Below are 21,234 nucleotides of genomic sequence, written 5' to 3'. Positions count from 1 at the left end.
TATTTTGAGCTTTTTATCCATTTTGTGATCCAGCTCCATCTTCAAAATGAAAGAATTTTCATCATCGACAAAGCCAGATTATCAAGTAAATGTTTGCCTCTTCAGTGAGCATTTCATCATCTTATGAAAAAACTTTCATAAATAACGCTACTGCCCGCCGATTTTCTCGCCTAACCTGAATTGGTCCGATAGCTTCCATACTAGTTACCCGGATATAAGAAGAAATAAAACAATATTATTCAAACTATTACAGGAACCGGTATGACAACTCGTGGTGCGAGTCGCTCATTACCCTACATTAAAAAAACCTCGTGGAGAGTTCTATGAGTCAAGGCCTCAACAACGATATCGCCGCCAGCAAATCCCGGCGGGTGATAAAAAATTTACGCTGGTGGATGCTGGTCCTTTTTTTGCTCGGCGTTACCGTCAACTACATCACACGTAACTCTCTGGGGATTATCGCCCCGGAGCTGAAGGTCTCGCTCGGCATCACCACCGAACAGTATTCGTGGATTGTCGGCGCTTTTCAGTTGGCCTACACCCTTTTCCAGCCGCTGTGCGGCTGGCTTATCGACGTCATCGGCCTGAAGCTCGGCTTTATGATTTGCGCCACCCTGTGGGCCGTTGCCTGTATCGCTCATGCCGGTGCCGGTAGCTGGCTGCACCTGGCCATCCTGCGCTTCTTTATGGGCGGTGCGGAAGCCGCCGCCACGCCGGCAAACGCCAAAACTATCGGCGAATGGTTCCCGAAATCGGAACGTCCAATCGCCGCCGGTTGGGCCGGCGTCGGCTTCTCGATTGGCGCGATGCTGGCGCCGCCGATTATCTACTTCGCCCACGCCTCTTTCGGCTGGCAGGGCGCGTTCATGTTCACCGGCGTGCTGGCGCTGCTGTGGGTCGTGCTGTGGTGGGCGCTTTATCACAACCCTGAAAAACACCCGAACCTCGACAAAAGCGAGCTGGCGTTCATTCGTCAGGACAATGAGCCGCCGGCCGTTAAGCTGCCGTTCTTCACCGCGTTAAAAACCGTCTCGAAAAACAAGCGTTTTTACGGTATCGCGATTCCGGCGTTCATGGCCGAACCGGCCTGGGCCGTGCTGAGCTTTTGGGTCCCGCTGTACCTTGCTAAAGAGCACGGCATGGATCTGAAACAGATTGCCATGTTCGCCTGGCTGCCGTTTCTTGCCGCCGACCTCGGTAGCGTCGTCAGCGGCTATCTGACCAGACTGTATACCCGCTGGTTCGGCTATACCCGGGTTAACGCCGTCGTCGCCAGTTCGGTGACCGGCGCCTTTTTGATGATTTCGCTGGCCCTCGTTGCCATTACCCGCGACCCCTATATCACCATCGTGCTGATCTCCATCGGCGGCTTCGGCCACCAGATCATCTCCTGCATGCTGAGCGCGCTGGTGGTGGAGTCGTTTGATAAAGGCCAGATGGCAACCGTCAACGGGATGCGCGGTTCCGCGGCCTGGATTGCCAGCTTCCTGTTCTCGCTATTAATCGGGGTGACTGCCGACAAAATTGGCTTCAACCCGCTGTTTATTGCCATGGGGTTCTTTGACCTGATTGGCGCCATCTTCCTGGTGGCATTTATTGCTGAACGTCGCGCCAAACGCGCCTGAGAGTGGATACAAAGATGAAAACGCTGAAACACTGGACATTGCACCAACGGTTGGCTCATCACGTTGAGTTAACTATCGACGGGCAGCACACGCTGTGCCTGTATGTACTGGAGGAGAACCTGTTCCGCGTCCTGCTAAAGCGCAAAGGTCAGCTGGCGCTGGACCGTACCTGGAGCATTGCACCGCAGCAGGACGTGCCGTGGGAAGGACGTCCTCGCGAGGATCTGAGCGGCTTTAGTCTGCCCGCGTGGACGCTTGAACAACGCGCTGACAGCCTGACGGTCGCCACCGGGCAGCTGCGCGTCACCGTTCACCAGCCGCTGTGGCTGGAATGGAGCTATCGTCATGACGACGGCGAATGGCTCCCGCTGGTCAATGACCGCCCCACCAGCGCCTATCTGCTCAACGCCCACGGCGACGGCGCGGCACACTATCTGAGCCGCCGCAAGGACGAACGATTCTATGGCCTTGGCGAGAAGGCCGGCGATCTTCAGCGCAACGGTAAACGCTATGAAATGCGTAATCTCGATGCGATGGGCTATAACGCCGTCAGTACCGACCCGCTGTACAAGCATATCCCCTTTACCCTCACCCAGCGTAGCGACATCAGCTACGGCCTGTTCTACGATAACCTGAGCAGCAGCTGGCTGGATCTGGGCAATGAAATTGATAACTACCACACCGCCTATCGCCGCTGGCAGGCGGAAGCGGGCGATATCGATTACTACCTGTTCACCGGCCGACGGGCGCTGGACGTCACCAAAGCGTTTGTTCGCCTGACCGGCAAAACGCTGTTCGGGCCGAAGTGGAGTCTCGGCTACAGCGGCTCCACCATGCATTACACCGACGCGCCGGATGCGCAAAATCAGCTGATGAACTTTATCCGTCTGTGTGAAGCGCATGCGATTCCCTGCGACTCTTTTCAGCTCTCTTCCGGCTACACCTCGATCAACGGCAAGCGCTACGTGTTTAACTGGAACTACGACAAGGTACCGCAGCCGAAAGTGATGAGTCAGCGCTTCCATGACGCCGGCATCAAGCTGGCGGCCAATATTAAACCCTGTCTGCTGCAGGACCATCCGCGCTATAGCGAAGTGGCGGAAAAGGGATTATTTATTCGCGACTCGGAGACCGACGCACCGGAACGCTCCAGCTTCTGGGATGACGAAGGATCGCACCTCGACTTCACGAATCCCCAAACCGTCGCCTGGTGGCAGGACGGCGTTACCCGCCAGCTGCTGGAGATGGGCATCGATTCCACCTGGAATGATAATAACGAATTTGAAGTCTGGGATGGCGAGGCCCGCTGTCACGGCTTTGGCCAGCACATCGCCATCAAGCATATTCGCCCGGTGATGCCGCTGCTGATGATGCGCGCCTCAATGGAAGCCCAGCAGCGTTTCGCGCCACACAAGCGACCGTATCTGATCTCCCGTTCCGGCTGCGCCGGAATGCAGCGCTATGTCCAGACCTGGAGCGGCGACAACCGTACCAGCTGGGAGACCCTGCGCTATAACACCCGCATGGGGCTGGGGATGAGTTTATCCGGCTTATATAACGTGGGCCACGACGTCGGCGGTTTTTCCGGTGATAAACCGGATGCCGAGCTGTTCGTACGTTGGGTGCAGAATGGCGTGATGCACCCGCGCTTTACCATTCATTCATGGAACGATGACCAGACGGTCAACGAGGCGTGGATGTATCCGGGCGTGACCCCGGCGATTCGCAGCGCGATTGAACTGCGCTATCGTCTGCTGCCCTATCTGTATACGCTCCTGTGGCAGGCCCACGCTGACGATGAGCCGATGTTGCGACCGACGTTCCTCGATCATGAGCACGATCCGCAAACCTTTGCAGAGTGCGATGATTTCCTGCTGGGGCGCGATCTGCTGGTCGCCAGCGTCGTCGAACCGGACCAGCGTCAACGCCGGGTGTGGCTGCCGGAAAACTGCTCCGGCTGGTACGATTTTTATAGCGGGGAGTGGTTCTCCGGCGGCCAGTGGATAACGCGAGATGCGCCGCTGGAACATCTGCCGCTGCTGGTCCGCGCCGGAGCCGGCCTGCCGCTCAGCGAACGCATCACCCACGTCAGCGCGACAAAAGACGATCGGCGCGAGCTGAAGCTATACCCGCTAAAAGGCGTGGGGTCGTCGCAGGGTCTGCTGTTTGAGGACGATGGCGAAAGCTGGGGCTATAAAGAGGATGATGCGCTGTGGCTGACGTGGGAGATGGCCTGCGACGCCAGCACCATCCGCCTGCAGCTAACCCCTCGCGGCCGTTATTGCCCGGCCTGGCATGCGCTGAAAGTGACTTTACCCGCCGGTGAAAAGCGCAAGCTGCTGATAAATGGTGAAGAAGCCGGAGAATGGCGCCTGAAGTAGTCCCGGAGCCCTTCCCTGTCGGGAAGGGCCGCTAATTGATGTCCAGCTGTAACTAACTACGCCATAACTGTAAGGCGGCGTGGCGTTTTTGAGGCGTCGGTTATACCGTAAGAGTGCCCCTTCTCTGGATCCGGACCTCTGACGATGAAACTACCGAACGCTCTTATTGTCTGGCTGATGTTATGTTCCACCAGCGCACTGGCATTTCAGGAAAAACCCTCTCCTGAAATGCCGCTGCCCTCCGCCGCGGCCAAAACCACCGCCATCAGCCGCTTTGCCGCTGATGAAAACGATGCGGCGATCGCCCAGGCCTATAGCCCCGGGACATTTACCGGTACCGCGCCAACCTCCCGCGGTTTCCCGGCCCCTGCCGCCGCCGTCCATCACCACTAACTTGCCCTGCCTCTTCGGTTGGTGCCGGGCGGCCGCTGTCGCGAACCTGTCCGGCTCATCAGGTCGTACCGCCGGGCGGCCGTCCCCCTCAAACCGCAGCAATCAGAAAACCAATCAGCACGCAGTAAAGCACCAGGCTCAGTAAAGTCAGAACAATAATCATTGCACGCTACCCCGTTCAGATTCAGAGAAGACGGGGTTCAGCCACGCAATCACTCAGCGAAAACGCGCTCATGGCCCCCTCCTGCAACAGATAATTCAGCGGCTATTTATTCACAGTATTGTGCAGGAAAGATGAGTAAATTAAGGGGTCTGAATGCAGGGCGGATTGCAGCGGAGAGATTCAGCGCAGGGTGGCGCTGAACAACGTTATCCCGGCACGCAGGCGCGCCGGGAACGCAGACACTTAGTTATCGATACCTTTGCTACGCAGGTAATCTTCGTAGTTACCGCTGAAGTCGATCACGCGCTCCGGCGTAATTTCGATCACGCGGGTTGCCAGAGAGCTGACGAACTCGCGGTCGTGGGAAACGAAGATCAGGGTTCCCTGATACATCTCCAGCGCCATGTTCAGCGATTCGATCGATTCCATATCCAGGTGGTTAGTCGGTTCATCCATGACCAGGATGTTCGGCTTTTGCATCATCAGCTTACCGAACAGCATGCGGCCTTTTTCACCACCGGACAGCACTTTAGCGGGCTTTTTGATATCGTCCTGGCTGAACAGCAGACGACCGAGAATGCTGCGCACCGCCTGCTCGTCATCGCCGTCCTGCTTCCACTGGCTCATCCAGTCGAAGACGGTCAGATCGTTTTCAAATTCGTACTCGTGATCCTGCGCATAGTAGCCAATCTGCGCATTTTCAGACCATTTTACGCTGCCGCTGGTCGGTTCCAGCTCACCCACCAGGGTTTTCAGCAACGTGGATTTACCCACGCCGTTGGTCCCCAGCACGGCAAGCTTCTCACCCACTTCCAGCAGAAGATTGACGCCTTTGAACAGCGGACCATTGTCAAAACCTTTCGCCAGCGCTTCCACTTCCAGCGCATTACGGAACAGCTTCTTATCCTGTTCAAAACGGATGAACGGGTTCTGACGGCTGGACGCTTTTACTTCATCCAGCTTAATTTTGTCAATCTGGCGGGCGCGGGAGGTCGCCTGGCGAGATTTTGAGGCGTTCGCGCTAAAGCGGCTGACGAAGGATTGCAGGTCGGCAATTTGCGCCTTTTTCTTGGCGTTGTCGGCCAGCAGGCGTTCGCGAGCCTGGGTCGCGGCGGTCATATACTCGTCGTAGTTACCGGCATAAACGCGCAGTTCGCCGTAGTCGAGATCGGCCATATGGGTGCAGACCATGTTCAGGAAGTGACGGTCGTGCGAAATGATAATCATGGTACTGTCACGTTCGTTCAGCACCTGCTCCAGCCAGCGAATGGTGTCGATGTCCAGGTTGTTCGTCGGTTCATCGAGCAGCAGGATATCCGGGTTCGAAAACAGCGCCTGCGCCAACAGTACACGCAGCTTCCAGCCTGGCGCCACTTCGCTCATCGGGCCGTAATGCTGTTCAACCGGGATCCCGACGCCGAGCAGCAGTTCACCGGCGCGCGCTTCAGCAGAATAGCCGTCCATCTCACCGTAAGTGACTTCGAGGTCGGCCACTTTATAGCCGTCTTCTTCGCTCATTTCCGCCAGAGAATAGATGCGATCGCGCTCCTGCTTCACTTCCCACAGCTCGCCGTGGCCCATAATGACCGTATCCAGCACGGTGAACTCTTCAAAGGCGAACTGATCCTGACGCAGTTTACCGATACGTTCGTTCGGATCGAGAGAGACGTTGCCCAACGTCGGCTCAAGATCGCCGCCGAGGATCTTCATAAAGGTGGATTTACCGCTACCGTTGGCGCCAATCAGGCCGTAACGGTTGCCGCCGCCAAATTTGACGGAGATGTTTTCGAACAGCGGCTTACTGCCAAACTGCATGGTGATATTGTTGCAAAGAAGCAAAATTGATACTCTCTTGTAAGTTACTGAGGTGGTTATGAAACAAAACGGACAAGCATACTCTTACATAAGATTTTCATCAAAGAAGCAAGAACAAGGCGATTCTGTAAGACGCCAAACTGAACTTGCTGAACAGTACGCACATGCGAATAATTTGATTCTATCAGATAAGAACTTTCAAGACCTCGGAATCTCAGCATTCAAAGAGGGAAACAGACCTTCACTCGGTGATATGCTTGAGGCAATTGAGATAGGTCAGATAGAACAAGGTTCGACCATCATCATTGAATCACTAGACCGTCTGAGTCGTAGAGGTATCGACGTGACTCAACAGATCATTAAGTCGATTCTGCAAAACAACGTCTTTATCGCTTCGCTGGTCGATGGTCTATTACTAAACCGGGAATCTACCAATGACCTCGTAAGTGTAATCAGGATCGCTCTGGCTGCTGACCTTGCTTATAAAGAATCTGAGAAAAAGTCTCAGCGTCTACGTGAGACGAAAGGACAACAGCGACAACGAGCGTTAAACGGTGAAGTTATCAACAAAATATTGCCTTTCTGGTTAGAACGAAAACAAAATAAGTTTGTTTTTAGTGATAAGTTTGATACGGTCAAAAGAATCATTGAGTTACGACGGAAAGGACTTGGAACAAACAAAATCGCTAAAACGTTAAACAACGAAGGTCATAAACCATTACGTTCTGCCGGTTGGAATCATACAACTGTTGGAAAAACAATAAATTCGGTTGCACTTTATGGTGCATATCAGACATCAGAGACGACTAAAGATCGGAAAGTTATTCTACTTGATATTGTAGAGAATTATTATCCTGCTGTTATTAGCAAAGAAGAGTTTATGCTTTTGCAGTCTGATCAGAAACAGAATAAACCCGGATATAAATCTGAACATAATGCTTTTACCGGAATATTAAAGCATGAATGTGGAGGAGCTCTTGTAAGAAAATTCCATGTTGTTTCGGGGAAAACATATCAATATCACGTTTGCGCTAACGCAAGAGATGGAAAATGCAACGTAACGAAGAATTTTAAAAAAATAGAAATAGCACTCTATCAGATAATGAAGGAACTCAAACTTGAGAAAAAGACCAATATTGATGAGACGTTACTGTTAGAACGTAACTCTGTGAAAGCAAAGATTCAGGAGCTAAATGATATGCTTATCAGCTTATCCAAAATCCCTATTAGTGTAATTCAAACGATTAACAATCTTGAGGAAAAACTACAGGGACTTGAGGAAAACATTAAGCAACAGAACAGTATGATTATCTCAGAGCAGGCGTTTGACTTTAACTTGTTGCAGGAAATTAAAGATCCACAAGAACTGAACATGATGCTTAAACGAGTAATCGAGCAGATAATTGTCTTTAATATTGGTAAAAGATGGAGAGTAAAAGTTATGTACAAAAACAAACACTCTCAGAGCTTCATTTGGGATGGTGAGAAAATTAGCTTCATCTCTGATACAAAAAAACTACTTGAACTCTTTAAATCACAAACTGAGGAAGTATAATATATTGGAAGTAAATTGTTTTTATCCATTGCAGTAATTAGTATAATATAATAGCAAAGAAGTATTTAATGAATATGCAAAAAATCAATCAACAGAAACACAACATTTAGTTTATATACTAAGTAAACCTGAACCAGTTAACCTATTAAGAGAATAATTTTTGGAAGACAAACGGCCTTTTGAGTTCACACTTGATACTTAGCACGATAGATGGGCACAATCAGAATTCCCCAGTCAATAATGGTGAAATAGTGTTCAAGTCAGATACTGAAGCGCTGCAAGAGTTAGTACTTAACCCTAGAGAAAGGAATGAAGATGAACAATGAATATTATTTAAATGAACATGATTGTGAAGAAGGATGCCCATGCGATCTTATTCGTTCTGGTTGGAAAGATGATAAAGGCGATTGGAAAGAATCAGTTTTCGCATTTAAAGATGCTAACAAAAAAAATTTTATCCCCCATTGTTTTTTTATTGATGAGGCTGGACATTACGATCTTGAAGAAGATAAAAAACATTTGGATAGTGCTATGTTCCAAATATTCTGTACTGAGAATAACAACATAAGCATTGAACAGATTAACGAATGGAATGCCAAAGCAAACTCAGAAAAGGAATACTTCGCTGGTAATGAAGTAAGATCAATGGAGAGTTTCAAATTCACCCCTCTTATCAAAATTAGCGATAGCGAACTTGAAAAAATGCTTGACCAGTTATAACAAAAAGGGACCAAAAGGTCCCTGAAATTATATCATTTTATATTTAACCTAAATTCTAAGCCTTCATGAACAAATAACTCGAAGAAAATAATAAACTGTAAAACCCAGAGGATTTATATTATAGTTAATTCTATTCAATTTTTTATAAAAATAAAACAAAACTATTTATATCGGATTTTATTATAACTATATTTTTCATGATATTTTATAAAGAGACATTTTTGATTCAGAACATCTTATCTTCTGGATAAATTTACATCTCAATGTTTCCGCGAGCTTATCCCGCCCCCCAAATGCCACCACACTCTGATAAAAATATCTATAACGAATAAGATATCCAACCAAGTCAATTACAGTTTCACCTCTTATAAAAGAGTTATTTTCATCAGTTTTTCTAGGATCTCTAAAGGAGTAATTATTATATATATTTTTTTTACCTATAGATACATCATGTTCTATTTTACATATGAATTTTTTAGTACAGTTCTGCCATTGTGCACCATTACCTTTTTGGTATTCCCATGAGTGGATGCATTTAATCCTCTCATAGCTACTTTCATAAATGTACATCATTTTTTCTATAACATTTTCAAGATCAGATATCATTTTTTTATCTAACGAGCCAAATGCACGACCCATACTTTCTTTTAGAAAGTTGTCATATGTAATAAGGCAAAGTACAGCTGGTGAATTAATCTCCAACGGAGGAGGATCAAAAACCCCCTTAAGGAGATTTTCGCGTAAACGTTCAATATAATCACTCGAATTCAAGGAAAGATTTGAGTGGATAAGTGATATTTCATCAACCGTAAGAATAAACCGGTTTGGTTCTGTAGGGAAAAAGAATACCGCATGTTCAAAAAAATCAAATTTATGAAGTAGCTTCTGATAACGCGGATAGCCAGACTGTTTAGCTCTATTAGTTTGAACATTGAGAGCATTTACCGCTATCAGATAAAGCACATCATTACGAATAGCAGAGCGCAGCGGAGATGTATAATTTTTCATCTGTCGCAGATCATCTTTTATATAAAATGCTTCATCAACAAATTTAAGTAGATGGTACAAAGTACGCATGTAGCGACTAACGATCTGGTGGCCAGTCAGAACGTCCAACGTGTTATCTAAGTAACCAGGAGTAATAGCATTCTCAAATAGAGCAGTCATATCATTAGGTTCATCTCTACTGCCTTTCCTGTCAATATGGTTACAGAGTTGTTGATGATATAAATTGTGCTGTTCTAATAATAATGTATAGTGGTTCTCAAAGCTATTCTTGTTGTTGAAATTTTGTGTTTCAGTTAATGTTTTATTAGCTAAATGTGTTGATTTCTCCATCGACTGACGAGCTATATCTGCACTGCGGGATGCTTCTTTCGCTGCGCGCCAAGTAGCCCACGCCGCGAATCCTGCAATCAAAGCACTACCGTGATCCCAGATAAAATTCAAAATAGCAACAATGTAATAAAATATTGAGATGATTAAGTCATCCATAAGAAACCCGGCTCATATAAAATTATTATAACAACAAGTCATTTTGAATTTTCATTTTTCCGCTAGAAACTTGTTAAAACTCCGGTCTATATTACTAACTAATAATTAACATCCAAATTACCATACTAAATATACAATCAATTTTGATAGTAACTCAACTAAGAAACACGAAAACAAGACTAAGTTCAAACTATAAAATAAAAACTTAAGTAATTAACAACCTAGTTCTTCTATCAGTTTATGACAAGTAAATCCACAGATCCTTAGCTATATTTTATTAAAATTTCTTTTCTTTTAGATTCACTCAAAGAACCAAACATAAGTATAAACTGGGCCAAATCATCTTCAGGCGTGTACAAAAAAGAAACAGGCACATTTAATGCTTTTGCCAAGTTGCAAACTGTTTCGAAATTTGGCGCGTGCCTCCCCTTTTCATACTGGTTAATCCTTGTACTAGCAGAAGCCTCATCCAACCCAGCAAGGATACCAAGTTTTTCCTGAGTCAGCCCTGCTCGTCGCCGGGCTTCTTTCAACCGTGTAATCAGCATAGTACTAACCCCAATGAATTACGCTGATTATGATTTTTATTGGTGTACAATTTACGAAGAATTACTTAGTATTGATTTCAATACGAAACTATATGCAGGTTGTGTCATTGTCCACTGAGTACCTAGTGTTACTCGGTGGACAACACCTCTGCAAACAAGCTAGTTAGAACACTAAAGGCATGGTTTTAACAAATCTTATACAAGGAGTTTTCAACGTGTTACAAATAGAAATTTTCCGCAAAGCTAAATCAATTTTCTCTCCAAAACTGACTCTGGCTCTGCTATTCACGTTTCCATCAATCGCGATGAGTGCGCAAACAACACAGGCTGATATCGACAGATTGATGAATTTCAGCCCAAGAGCAGAGATAGAACAGGCGATAAGAAATCGAGAGGCTCTGGAGCAACAGAATGCACGAAGAGATCCGGCTAATCCACGCTGGACATGCAACGGAAAACTAACGAACGAGCAGACAGGAACCTGGAAAAAAGTGACTGTACCAACCTTTGGTACAGGTGTTGAAACAACTCAAACTGCTACTGAATATCACTTTGAAGAGCAAGACGATACAGGAGCTACTTCATTAACCATTAATAAACGAACCAGAAAAGGCTCTGTGACGATTTTTGATGCGAATGGTAGGGTTACTCATACTGGTACTTTAAGTAATTGCCGTTAACTCTATGATAACGATGGGGCATCGCCCCATCTATTTTATATAATTAGATAATAAAATATTACGCCTACGGCGTAAGCAGCGAGCTGCTATCTATCTTTTTCTAATTAGTTAGTATTAGTGGTCAGGACTTAGATTCATTATAACACTGATTGTTTAAAGCATTTAATAATAGTCATAAAATATTACGCCTACGGCGTAAGCAGCAAGCTGCTATCTATCTTTTCTGGTTAGTTAGTATTAGTAGTAAGAACTTAGATTCATTATAACACTGATTATTTAAAGCATTTACTAAACGAGATATATTCTTAGTTAATTTAGGTTTGAAACCCATTATACACATGATAGCATACTTTTCTTGAAGCAAACTGTATGCTTTGTGAGCTATCATTTACCCAAAACCTTACGCAAAGTATTTCTACTCACCGGATGCCCGGCTTGCTCAAGATGAGCAAGCATAACTCGTTCAGATGTTTTTTCGGTGGGTAATCCTTTAAGGCATTCCAGTATTGATTCGTACCGTTGTAGAGTTTCGATTTGTCTTTTTGAGTTTCTCTTTATCACTCCTGCTTTTGTATTTTTATTATTATAGCCATACTTTTTCCCTTTGCTGCGACCAGCACTGAAACCGTCTTTAATTCGTTCTGCAATTCTTTTTCGTTCAAAAGTTGCAACTGAAGCCATTATAGTGAGAATCATTTCACCAATAGGCGAAGATAGATCCAGAGAAATATCCAATACTTTTAAAAGTATTTTTTTCTTTTTCAATAAGTTTACTGTGTTCAGGCAATCAGTAGTATCTCGGAAACCTCTGTCTAATTTTGCTATAACAACGGTATCACCCTTGTTGAGACAGCTTAAAAGTTTTTTTGCTTCTGGACGTTCGGTGAAAGGCATTGAACCTGAGATATTGACATCAGAAAAGACCATATCAATATGCAGTTGTGAACGAATCAAATGAATCTGATTATCAGTAGTGCCATTCTCAGATTCAGCTTTTGAAACTCGAGTGTATGCATAAACGGTCATATAATCTCTCCCAAATCTAGATATTATAATCAGTCACAACTAATATGTACATATTACTTTTATGAGTATTACTCATGGCTTTCATGTAAAATCATCGATTTACATTACAATTTATTCAGATGTAAAATCCAGAGATCATTCCACTGTACAAAAAAACAGTTTCGAGATATAATAACTTTGAATTTTTATTTATGCGGATTATTAATTATGGCTACTGGTATTAATAAATCAGAACAATTATCAATCGATTCATTGTTGGCAGACTCAGCTAAAAGTGAGCCATTCGCTTTGCCAGAAAATGAACAAAAAGTTTTGTTTGTTTATCCCAATAAAATCTCTAAAGAAGAGCTATTAAAACCTGTAGTACAGAAATATATATCCTTTGAAAAAAAAAGGAAAGTAGATATAGATTCAATACCTACTGATAGTTTAATTTTAGCAGATAACTATTTTGGTTTAAAAAAGCTGATAGAAAATTATGCTTCAAAAGTCAAGTTGATTTACCTAGATCCTCCTTATGGCACTGGTATGGATTTTCAATCACGAGATCTCAAACATGCTTACCGAGATGTAATGGGAACTGCTCCTTGGCTTGAATTTATTCGTAGACGATTGATATTTATGCGTGAGTTGCTTACTAGTGATGGAAGCATTTATATCCACATTGGCCACCAAATGCTTTTCCACCTAAAAGTTATTATGGATGAGGTATTTGGAGAAGAAAACTTCAGGAACTTGATTATTAGAAAAAAATGTAGTTCAAAAAACTACACGAAGAACCAGTATCCTAATATTAATGACTATATTTTATTTTATAGTAAATCTAAAAAAATGACATTTGTAAATCCAGGGATTCCTGCGGAATTAGATTGGATTTCAAAAGAATATAATAAAAGAGATGAAAAAGGTCTTTTTAAACTAGTTCCTATTCATGCTCCTGGCACGCGTAATGGCGAAACAGGGAAACCATGGAGAGGGATGAATCCACCGCCAGGAAAGCATTGGCAGATGTCTCCAGAGAAATTAGAAGAATTAGATAGTAAGGGAGAAATTCATTGGTCTAAAACAGGAAATCCTAGACGTAAGGTTTATCTTGCTCAAGACAAGAAATTACCTTTGACAGATTATTGGGACAAATTTAGAGACGCCCATCATCAAAGTATCAAGATTACCGGTTATCCAACTGAAAAAAATTTTGATATGTTGAAAAACATTATTACAGCAAGTACTAATGTCGGCGATCTTGTATTAGACCCATTTTGTGGCTCTGGTACAACATTGCATGCAGCTCAAGAATTAGACAGAAAATGGTTAGGAATAGATCAATCATTTCAGGCAATAATAACTTCGATACGAAGATTAAAATATGGATTAGAGCCTATGGGGGATTTTGTGAATTCAAATTTTGCAGAGAAAAGCAAACAACTTAAACTATCTGTTCAAGAATTTAATTTCATTATCGATGATGATGTTTATCGCAAACATACTAATGAAGTAGAATTACTAGTTAATGAAATTATTTAATAATTAGTAAATTCATCACTTACAAAATAAAGATATGAAGACAAACATTGTCTTCATATCAATATTATCATATCTAAATTTATTACTGAGTTAGCAACCAGTTTTGAGTTATTCTAATATCTGCTGTTTTTAAAGTTGTCACTCTAACATTACCATCCCATTGCCCATCCAAATAGCATGTTTCATACCAAGTATCATTATGAGTCAATCCAGGCCCATCGGAGAGAAATATTATTTTAAAATTTTCCCCTGATTGGCGACTAAACTGCATTGCTTTATTGACTTTATCATTATTCCCTCCTGTTCTGTCATCAGATTGTGATCCTCCTCGCGTGCTATCATAACGGGCAAAGCCAATAGCTCTTACTTGATTAGAAAGTAAATCCTTGATTATGAAATCACAAGGACAGGAACCAATAAACTGAGGATAAATAGTGTTTAGTTCAATATCCCGTCCAGCCCCTCGTGGGCCAGTTATTGAGAAGTATGAGCCTAATTTTTCTTCAAACCAGTCAAAAAATAAATCTGTGAGAACATACCCTTGTTGACCACGGTCATCATATTCACCCAGCAAGGATGCTAATGAAGATATTTGTTCATTTGTGATGTCTGCAAATTGTGCTTGTAACGTGGCGATATCTTTGAATAAATCACCAAATGCATTATATAAATCACTAGTGGGAATTTTAGTGATTTTTTTTGTCGCTTCTGTATCTAATACAGTACATACACATCTTCTGAAAATTTTTAATAAAGACATACGAACATTAGCAGAAAAACCACCCGGGTTACGTATTTTAAATAATACATCATAGCTACTTCGAGAAGTCATTACTATTTCTCGAAACAACTCAATCATTGGGGTGTAATTATTAACTCTCTGAGGAAGAAATTCAGGAAATGTTCTGGAGTTTGGAATGGCGGTAACAACATCTAATCGATTTTGAATTGTTGCAAAATAACTATATGAATTAAAAGTCATATCAAAAATCCTTTTGTGAGATTTTAAATATAATACACCCATTCCTTCAACAACTCAAGCGCTCAATGTAAAACACATTTTTATTAATATTCTAAGAGTTATTTGTGTTGTTTTTTCGGAGTTATATGCAACAATAAAAAATACTTGCTTTATTTAGTACCTTTTCTTAGATGTTTTACTTTCTGGTTTATTCTATCGCCGAAGATTAAATCCACCCGAAAATCATATAAAAATGAACCTTTCTATAACATTTATTGATAAGACAACCCACAACACAATATCTACCCAAAATAATTCAGAGTTGCAGGACAAAACGGTTAACCGTTTTGAACAGCGCGTGCGCTAGCCCCGTAAGTGGCGAGGCATCAGGCCGAGTAAATCGGCGAACTCGTGAATCCCCAAGAGCATAGATAACTATATGACTGGGGCGAACGCATCTGCAACTTGAAGTATGACGGGTATCAAAGTGAATAAATATATTGTTATTCACTTTGAAACTATATTGTGACGTTGCTGGATACTAGCACGGGGTTATCCTGAAAAAAGAGAATGAGAAGTGTGATACATCGGGCATTATGCCAGCAAAGCCATCACTTTTCACGGTTTGCAATAAAATCGCAGGCAGCGCCTGTGGTACGGTCTCTCTCATATTGCGCGATTCATTTAACCGATACATGATTTTTTCCCTTAATCTGGAAGGAACCTATGACCACATACTCCCGCCATCCGGCATTCTTATCGCTTCAGGGCGGCATCAACTTTCGTGACCTCGGCGGCCTGCATACCGCCGACGGCCGCCGCATACGCGAGGGGAAACTCCTGCGCTCCGGCGCGTTACATCGGATGACCGACGAGGATCTGAGCCATCTGGACAATCTGCCGGTGACCCGGGTCATTGATTACCGCGATCCGCACGAGGTCCAGCGCAGCCCCGACAGGTTGAATGGACGGATGCGTTATCTCAATGCGCCCGCCAATCCTCTGACGCCAGGCGTCGATGCCAAAGTCACGGAACTTAACGCCGCGACGCTCAATGCCATGAGCGGCGAGAAATTTATGCTGCAGCTTTATCGTCAGCTGCCCTTTAATAACACCGCTTATCGCCAGCTTGCCGGCTGGCTGATGCAGCCAGCTGACGGTGCGCTGTTGCAGCACTGTGCGGTGGGTAAAGATCGTACCGGCGTGGGCTGCGCGCTGACGCTGTTCGCCCTTGGCTGCGACACGCCGACGGTGATGGAGGAGTATCTCCTCACCCACGGTACGCTGAACCAGGTCGAAACCGGACTCCTCGGCCTGCTCGGCGATCAACTGAGCTCCCGCGGACGGCAGAATCTGGCAGAAATCCTGACGGTACATGAGTCGTACCTCGCGGCGGCGCTATCGGCAATTCACGAGCGCTATGCCAGCGTGGATGCATGGCTGGAACAGGAATATCAGCTGACGCCCGACGCGCGCGAAGCGCTGCGCTCACGCTTTCTCGAGGGGTAAATGCCGTTTTTTCCTGCCACGATTTGCCGCAGAAATGAAAAACGGCGAACTACACTTGAAACAACTGGCAAAAAAGTGTGATTTCGTACACATCTGATTTCCCTGTTGGATGGAATGCACATATAATGCGCTCCCATCTATTAGCTGAATCATCTGACAAAGGCCTTTGTGGCTTTGCCACTGCACACGACATGAAGAATATGAAAATATCGACACTCTTAGCGGCAGCCTTCGCCCTCGTCGGCTTTTGCAACACTGCATCCGCTGTCACTTATCCGCTGCCGACCGACGGTAGCCGACTGATTGGTCAGAACCAGGTGATTACGGTTCCTGATAACAACAAGCAACCGCTGGAATATTTCGCAGCTAAATACCAGATGGGATTGTCCAACATGCTGGAAGCCAACCCGGGCGTGGATACCTATCTGCCGAAGAGCGGCACCGTGCTGAATATCCCGCAGCAGCTGATTCTGCCGGACACCGTGCATGAAGGTATCGTTATCAACAGCGCGGAAATGCGTCTTTACTACTACCCGAAAGGCACCAACACCGTTATCGTGCTGCCAATTGGTATCGGCCAGCTGGGCAAAGATACGCCGATCAAATGGGTCACCAAGGTAGAACGTAAGAAAGCGGGTCCAACCTGGACGCCGACGGCGAAGATGCACGCGGAATACATCGCGGCGGGTAACCCGCTGCCGGCCGTCGTACCGGCGGGTCCTGACAATCCGATGGGGCTGTATGCGCTGTACATTGGTCGTCTGTATGCGATCCACGGCACCAACGCTAACTTCGGTATCGGGCTGCGCGTCAGCCACGGCTGCGTCCGTCTGCGTAACGAAGACATCAAATTCCTGTTTGAGAATGTGCCGGTTGGTACCCGCGTCGAGTTTATCGATGAGCCGGTGAAAGCCACTACCGAGCCGGACGGCAGCCGTTATGTCGAAGTACATAACCCGCTCTCCACCACCGAAGCGCAGTTCCAGGGCGGTGAAATCGTACCGATTACGCTGACCAAAGAAGTCCAGGCGGTCACCAGTCAGTCCGATGTCGATCAGACCGTGGTCGAGCAGGCTGTCCAGAACCGTTCCGGTATGCCGGTTCGTCTGAACTAATCTTCTGACGTAACGACATAAAAAAAGCAGGCCTTGCGCCTAATGCGGGTCACTGAAAGGTGACCCGCTTTTTTTTGGTTTATCGCCGGCCAGGGCGATGCCGGTAAACGGTGGTTTGCACCACCGTAAAAACTAAATCCCCGGCTTAACAGCGACCTACGGGGCAGGAACGCCTACAGATATGTTGAAGCCGAATCGAAACGGCAATCTCTGTGAGATGACGGATTCTTACACCTCTGGCGGATCGGTCAACCGCCCCCTGAACGATCGCCATTAGGCCCGGTGCCCGCCTTTTTTATCCGTTATTGACCAGGATAATGCCGCCATGATCGTAGCGATAGTGGCAGCGGGCATACTCCAGCGGCGTCCCGTCTTCCAGATAGATAACCTGCTCAACTTCCAGTACCGGGTCGCTCTCGCCGCAGTTCAGGTGCAGCTGGTCCAGGGCATCCGGCTTCATCGCCCGCACCACGCGATACGAGCCCATTAGCTTCAGTCCCAGCGTCTCCTGCACGTAGCGAAACACCGAGCTTTCCAGATGCGTTTTATTTAGCCCCGGCACCAGCGCCACGGGCATCACCGTCATATCCAGCGAGACCGGTTCGCCGTTGAGCACCCGCAGGCGGACAAAATCATAGACTGGGGCATCGGCGTCGATAAGCAGCGAGGTTTGCTCTTTTTCCGTGGCAAAGCGCAGTTCAAAGCGGATCACCTGGCTGGCCACTTCCCCGAGATGCTCCCAGGTTTTGGTGGCGCCGAAGTAATCGCTACCCGGCAGTTCCCACTGCGAGAGCTGCAGAAAGTTTTTCCGCACGAAGGTGCCCTGCCCTTTGCGGGTATAAATAAGGCCCTCGACAATAAGCTGGCGCATCGCCTGCTGGATGGTCATCCTGCTGGTGTTAAATTCCGCCGCCAGCGCAAACTGGTCGGGTAACGGGACGCTGGCGGGGTACTGCTGGCTGATAATCCGTTTTTTTATTTCCCGCGCGATCGAAAGATACTTCGCCGTCATTCCCCGTCCTTTTTTATGATGATTGTCTCTGGATATACTCTGCTGCACCAGTGCTGGCGGGCCTAAGAATACACCAAACGCCCGCCGCTCGCCCCGCTACATCTCTGCACCATTGCTGCGGATAGCCTGCTTTAACCAGGCGTAGCTTTTCTTCGGCACGCGCTTAAGGTCTTTCAGATCGTGGTTTTCGCGATTCACATACACCACGCCGTAGCGCTTGCGCATATCGCCCTGAGAGCTGAGGATATCAATCAGTCCCCAGCCGAGGTAGCCTATCACCTGCGCGCCATCTTCAAATATCGCCTCTTTCATGGCGTTGATATGATCGCGATGATAGGCAATACGGTAATCATCGGCCACCGGCGTCTCACCATCCCATGACTCAATCACGCCAATGCCGTTTTCAATCGGGAATACCGGCAAACGCCAGTCGTTGTAATAGCGCGTGATGATCATGCGGAAACCGAGCGGGTCAATCTGCCAGTTCCATTCCGTCGCTTTCAGCCAGCTATTCGGTTTATCGCCGAACAGCATATAGTTGTTCACCGGCGTACCGGGAGGAACGGGATCGCTGTCCAGAGTCCGGCTGGCATAGTAGCTGAAGGCCAGATAGTCGACTTTTACCGTCGCCATCAGCGCCAGATCCTCTTCCCGATAGATCTCGCTAAAACCTTCCCGCGCCACGAAGTGCATGACTTCCGGGCTGTAGCCTTCACCGGCAAATGCGCGGAGCAGGTTCTGGTTAAAGAACTCATCAAGCTGCTGGGCGCAGAGCATATCGCGCGGCTTACAGGTCGCCGGATAGACCAGCGCGTGCGCCAGCATACCGCCCATCAGGCAGTGTGGTTTCGCCTGATGCAGATAGTGGGTCAGGTGAACATGGGCCATCATCACGTGGTGCTGGATCTGGTACAGCTCGCGCAGAGTTTTCTCACCGCGCAGATAGCCCGTAATGAGGAACGCCTCCGGCATATGGTAGAGATTCTGCTCGTTGAAGGTCAGCCAGTACTTCACCTTATCGCCGTAGCAGGCGATCATCTTCTGGCCGTAACGAATAAAGGCGTCCATCACACGACGATCGGTGAAACCGTTATAGCGTTCCGCCAGTGAAAGCGGCATATCGAAATGATACAGGCAGATCATCGGCTCAATACCGCGGGCGATCAGTTCATCAATAAACCGGTGGTAGAAAGCGATCCCCTCTTCATTAAATTCGCCGTCGCCCAGCGGACACACCCGACTCCAGGCAATCTGGAAGCGATAGCAGTTCATCCCCAGATCCTGCATCAGGTCGAAATCTTCCCGGTAACGATGGTATGAGTCCGTGGCGACTTTCCAGTCGGAGGCGAATTCCGCAGGCTCGCGAATGTCGTACACCGACATCCCTTTCCCCCCTTCATTCCAGGCCCCTTCCGTTTGCATGCTGGAAACCGAATTACCCCACAAAAAGTCCGCCGGTAGTCTATTGTTCATCTCACACCTCTATATGACTAGTCATTTAAATTTCATGACTAGTCATATAAACGATCTTCATCGCCCAGGCAAAACAAAGGATCGTTTTTTGTGAGCGCAGCAAATAAAAAAAGCCGGATCGGGGGCCCCGATCCGGCCAGACAGCGACCTGTATTTACTGCTGTGCGAGCTGATCGCGGCGATATTCACCCTGCCGCTCCAGCATCCAGCCGGGGTATTCGCGCGGCAGTGCGCTGACCGCATCCAGCTGGGCCAGCTCCACCTCGCTCAGTTGAATATCGACGGCGGCGAGGTTGTCCGCCAGCTGCTCGGGACGTTTGGCGCCGATAATCACGCTGCTGACCGCCGACTGATGCAGCAGCCAGGCGAGGGCAATCTGCGCGACCGAAACACCTTTAGCCTCCGCGATGACGCGCATGACATCGATGCAGTCGAAGGCGCGATCTTTATTTACCGGCGGGAAATCAAACGCCTGCCGACGGCCGCCCTCGGCGCTCTGGCCGTCACGATCGTACTTTCCGCTCAGCAGACCGCCGGCCAATGGACTCCAGACCATCAAACCGACCCCTTCACTCTGCATCATCGGAATCAGCTCACGTTCGAGATCGCGCCCGGCAATCGTGTAGTAAGCCTGGAGGGAGGCGAAGCGCGACAGCCCCAGACGCGCGGAAATCCCCAGCGCTTTCACGATTTGCCAGGCCGCCCAGTTTGACACACCGATGTAGCGGACATGTCCCTGCTGCACCAGATTATCCAGCGCATAGAGCGTCTCCTCGATGGGCGTTGCCGGATCGAAACCGTGCAGCTGATAAAGATCGATGTGATCGAGCTGCAGCCGTCGCAGACTCTCTTTGACGCTCCCCATGATGTGAAAGCGCGAACTGCCGCGGGAGTTGACGCCGGCTGTGCCGGTTTCGCCAAAGACTTTGGTGGCCACCACCACGTTCTCGCGCGGAACCTTCAGATTTTTTAGCGCCTGACCGGTTAACATTTCCGAACGGCCTTCAGAATAGACATCGGCGGTGTCGATAAAGTTAATGCCCGCATCCAGCGCACTGCCCACCAGCTGTTCGGCCTCAGCCTGGCGCAACTGACCAATTTTTCCCCACATGCCGCCTTCGCCGCCAAAAGTCATGGTGCCCAGGCACAGTCGGGAGACAAACAGACCGGTATTTCCGAGTTTTTGATAACGCATTGGACTCTCCTCATCAGGATATTAAACCTCAGCGTTAACGTTATA

General features: G+C 47.1%; 17 protein-coding genes. 9 read left to right on the top strand and 8 right to left on the bottom strand.

Going from position 1 to position 21,234, the window contains the following annotated elements; translation table 11 throughout:
* The first annotated feature begins 323 nt into the window (after positions 1 to 323).
* The 3 genes from ROR01S_RS18485 (at position 324) to ROR01S_RS18475 (ending at position 4,399) form a co-directional block, all read left to right on the top strand.
* Entirely contained in the window at positions 324 to 1,625 is a 1,302-nt protein-coding gene (locus tag ROR01S_RS18485; protein ID WP_015584831.1) for an MFS transporter, read from the top strand.
* A gap of 14 nt (positions 1,626 to 1,639) precedes the next feature.
* Positions 1,640 to 4,006, top strand: a complete 2,367-nt coding sequence (locus ROR01S_RS18480; protein WP_064359762.1) for a glycoside hydrolase family 31 protein — start codon at positions 1,640 to 1,642, stop codon at positions 4,004 to 4,006.
* Positions 4,007 to 4,150: 144 nt separating this feature from the next.
* Positions 4,151 to 4,399, top strand: a complete 249-nt coding sequence (locus ROR01S_RS18475) for a hypothetical protein (protein ID WP_064359761.1) — start codon at positions 4,151 to 4,153, stop codon at positions 4,397 to 4,399.
* Between the two features lie 406 nt (positions 4,400 to 4,805).
* On the opposite strand, the gene ROR01S_RS18470 is transcribed toward ROR01S_RS18475, so the two are convergent.
* On the bottom strand, positions 4,806 to 6,401 hold the full coding sequence (locus tag ROR01S_RS18470) for an ABC-F family ATPase (RefSeq protein WP_064359760.1): 1,596 nt from the start codon (positions 6,399 to 6,401) through the stop codon (positions 4,806 to 4,808).
* Positions 6,402 to 6,435: 34 nt separating this feature from the next.
* On the opposite strand from ROR01S_RS18470, the gene ROR01S_RS18465 reads away from it, so the two are divergent.
* Together ROR01S_RS18465 and ROR01S_RS18460 are read left to right on the top strand one after the other, a co-directional pair.
* A complete protein-coding gene (locus ROR01S_RS18465; protein WP_064359759.1) occupies positions 6,436 to 7,932 on the top strand; it encodes a recombinase family protein in 1,497 nt (498 codons plus the stop codon).
* Between the two features lie 315 nt (positions 7,933 to 8,247).
* Positions 8,248 to 8,652: a hypothetical protein gene (locus ROR01S_RS18460; protein WP_064359758.1), complete on the top strand. Its 405-nt coding sequence runs from the start codon at positions 8,248 to 8,250 to the stop codon at positions 8,650 to 8,652.
* Between the two features lie 195 nt (positions 8,653 to 8,847).
* Here the strand turns inward: ROR01S_RS18460 and ROR01S_RS18455 are convergent, their stop codons facing one another.
* Together ROR01S_RS18455 and ROR01S_RS26425 are read right to left on the bottom strand one after the other, a co-directional pair.
* Entirely contained in the window at positions 8,848 to 10,146 is a 1,299-nt protein-coding gene (locus tag ROR01S_RS18455) for a putative phage abortive infection protein (protein WP_064359757.1), read from the bottom strand.
* Positions 10,147 to 10,409: 263 nt separating this feature from the next.
* Positions 10,410 to 10,694: a helix-turn-helix domain-containing protein gene (locus ROR01S_RS26425; RefSeq protein ID WP_073972316.1), complete on the bottom strand. Its 285-nt coding sequence runs from the start codon at positions 10,692 to 10,694 to the stop codon at positions 10,410 to 10,412.
* Between the two features lie 215 nt (positions 10,695 to 10,909).
* Between ROR01S_RS26425 and ROR01S_RS26420 the strand changes: the two genes are divergently transcribed.
* Positions 10,910 to 11,374, top strand: a complete 465-nt coding sequence (locus tag ROR01S_RS26420) for a hypothetical protein (RefSeq protein ID WP_073972315.1) — start codon at positions 10,910 to 10,912, stop codon at positions 11,372 to 11,374.
* 384 nt (positions 11,375 to 11,758) lie between these two features.
* Here ROR01S_RS26420 and ROR01S_RS26415 read toward each other — a convergent pair whose 3' ends face one another.
* Positions 11,759 to 12,400, bottom strand: a complete 642-nt coding sequence (locus ROR01S_RS26415) for a recombinase family protein (protein WP_073972314.1) — start codon at positions 12,398 to 12,400, stop codon at positions 11,759 to 11,761.
* Between the two features lie 207 nt (positions 12,401 to 12,607).
* Here ROR01S_RS26415 and ROR01S_RS18450 point away from each other — a divergent pair, with 207 nt between their 5' ends.
* Positions 12,608 to 13,924 carry a site-specific DNA-methyltransferase gene (locus ROR01S_RS18450; protein WP_064359756.1) on the top strand — a complete coding sequence of 439 codons (1,317 nt, stop codon included), beginning with the start codon at positions 12,608 to 12,610 and terminating at the stop codon, positions 13,922 to 13,924.
* 82 nt (positions 13,925 to 14,006) lie between these two features.
* Here the strand turns inward: ROR01S_RS18450 and ROR01S_RS26410 are convergent, their stop codons facing one another.
* Positions 14,007 to 14,906 carry a hypothetical protein gene (locus ROR01S_RS26410; protein ID WP_073972313.1) on the bottom strand — a complete coding sequence of 300 codons (900 nt, stop codon included), beginning with the start codon at positions 14,904 to 14,906 and terminating at the stop codon, positions 14,007 to 14,009.
* A 705-nt stretch (positions 14,907 to 15,611) separates the two neighbouring features.
* Between ROR01S_RS26410 and ROR01S_RS18445 the strand changes: the two genes are divergently transcribed.
* A complete protein-coding gene (locus ROR01S_RS18445; protein WP_064359755.1) occupies positions 15,612 to 16,394 on the top strand; it encodes a tyrosine-protein phosphatase in 783 nt (260 codons plus the stop codon).
* Positions 16,395 to 16,585: 191 nt separating this feature from the next.
* Entirely contained in the window at positions 16,586 to 17,509 is a 924-nt protein-coding gene (ldtB, locus tag ROR01S_RS18440; protein WP_160873486.1) for a L,D-transpeptidase, read from the top strand.
* Between the two features lie 295 nt (positions 17,510 to 17,804).
* Here the strand turns inward: ldtB and ROR01S_RS18435 are convergent, their stop codons facing one another.
* The 3 genes from ROR01S_RS18435 to ROR01S_RS18425 all read right to left on the bottom strand — a co-directional run bounded on the left by ROR01S_RS18435 (position 17,805) and on the right by ROR01S_RS18425 (position 21,189).
* Complete coding sequence (locus ROR01S_RS18435) at positions 17,805 to 18,521, bottom strand: GntR family transcriptional regulator (RefSeq protein WP_004859844.1); 717 nt, start codon at positions 18,519 to 18,521, stop codon at positions 17,805 to 17,807.
* A 96-nt stretch (positions 18,522 to 18,617) separates the two neighbouring features.
* On the bottom strand, positions 18,618 to 19,994 hold the full coding sequence (locus tag ROR01S_RS18430) for a glycoside hydrolase family 1 protein (protein WP_032716938.1): 1,377 nt from the start codon (positions 19,992 to 19,994) through the stop codon (positions 18,618 to 18,620).
* Positions 19,995 to 20,148: 154 nt separating this feature from the next.
* Positions 20,149 to 21,189, bottom strand: a complete 1,041-nt coding sequence (locus tag ROR01S_RS18425) for an aldo/keto reductase (RefSeq protein WP_015584838.1) — start codon at positions 21,187 to 21,189, stop codon at positions 20,149 to 20,151.
* Positions 21,190 to 21,234 lie beyond the last annotated feature (45 nt).

The sequence above is a fragment of the Klebsiella ornithinolytica NBRC 105727 = ATCC 31898 genome, from assembly GCF_001598295.1.
In the GTDB taxonomy this organism is placed as follows: domain Bacteria; phylum Pseudomonadota; class Gammaproteobacteria; order Enterobacterales; family Enterobacteriaceae; genus Klebsiella; species Klebsiella ornithinolytica.
The sequence above is the reverse complement of the archived record's forward strand: the minus strand, read 5'-3'. Positions and strand labels throughout refer to the sequence as shown.

What these genes read in the sequence shown, in the direction of transcription:
- ROR01S_RS26415 (WP_073972314.1), bottom strand. Translation starts at nt 12,400, where the DNA reads ATGACCGTTTATGCATACACTCGAGTTTCAAAAGCTGAATCTGAGAAT.
- ROR01S_RS18455 (WP_064359757.1), bottom strand. Translation starts at nt 10,146, where the DNA reads ATGGATGACTTAATCATCTCAATATTTTATTACATTGTTGCTATTTTG.
- ldtB (WP_160873486.1), top strand. Translation starts at nt 16,586, where the DNA reads ATGAAGAATATGAAAATATCGACACTCTTAGCGGCAGCCTTCGCCCTC.
- ROR01S_RS18435 (WP_004859844.1), bottom strand. Translation starts at nt 18,521, where the DNA reads ATGACGGCGAAGTATCTTTCGATCGCGCGGGAAATAAAAAAACGGATT.
- ROR01S_RS18450 (WP_064359756.1), top strand. Translation starts at nt 12,608, where the DNA reads ATGGCTACTGGTATTAATAAATCAGAACAATTATCAATCGATTCATTG.
- ROR01S_RS26425 (WP_073972316.1), bottom strand. Translation starts at nt 10,694, where the DNA reads ATGCTGATTACACGGTTGAAAGAAGCCCGGCGACGAGCAGGGCTGACT.
- ROR01S_RS18460 (WP_064359758.1), top strand. Translation starts at nt 8,248, where the DNA reads ATGAACAATGAATATTATTTAAATGAACATGATTGTGAAGAAGGATGC.
- ROR01S_RS18425 (WP_015584838.1), bottom strand. Translation starts at nt 21,189, where the DNA reads ATGCGTTATCAAAAACTCGGAAATACCGGTCTGTTTGTCTCCCGACTG.
- ROR01S_RS18465 (WP_064359759.1), top strand. Translation starts at nt 6,436, where the DNA reads ATGAAACAAAACGGACAAGCATACTCTTACATAAGATTTTCATCAAAG.
- ROR01S_RS18430 (WP_032716938.1), bottom strand. Translation starts at nt 19,994, where the DNA reads ATGAACAATAGACTACCGGCGGACTTTTTGTGGGGTAATTCGGTTTCC.
- ROR01S_RS18480 (WP_064359762.1), top strand. Translation starts at nt 1,640, where the DNA reads ATGAAAACGCTGAAACACTGGACATTGCACCAACGGTTGGCTCATCAC.
- ROR01S_RS18445 (WP_064359755.1), top strand. Translation starts at nt 15,612, where the DNA reads ATGACCACATACTCCCGCCATCCGGCATTCTTATCGCTTCAGGGCGGC.
- ROR01S_RS18475 (WP_064359761.1), top strand. Translation starts at nt 4,151, where the DNA reads ATGAAACTACCGAACGCTCTTATTGTCTGGCTGATGTTATGTTCCACC.
- ROR01S_RS18485 (WP_015584831.1), top strand. Translation starts at nt 324, where the DNA reads ATGAGTCAAGGCCTCAACAACGATATCGCCGCCAGCAAATCCCGGCGG.
- ROR01S_RS26410 (WP_073972313.1), bottom strand. Translation starts at nt 14,906, where the DNA reads ATGACTTTTAATTCATATAGTTATTTTGCAACAATTCAAAATCGATTA.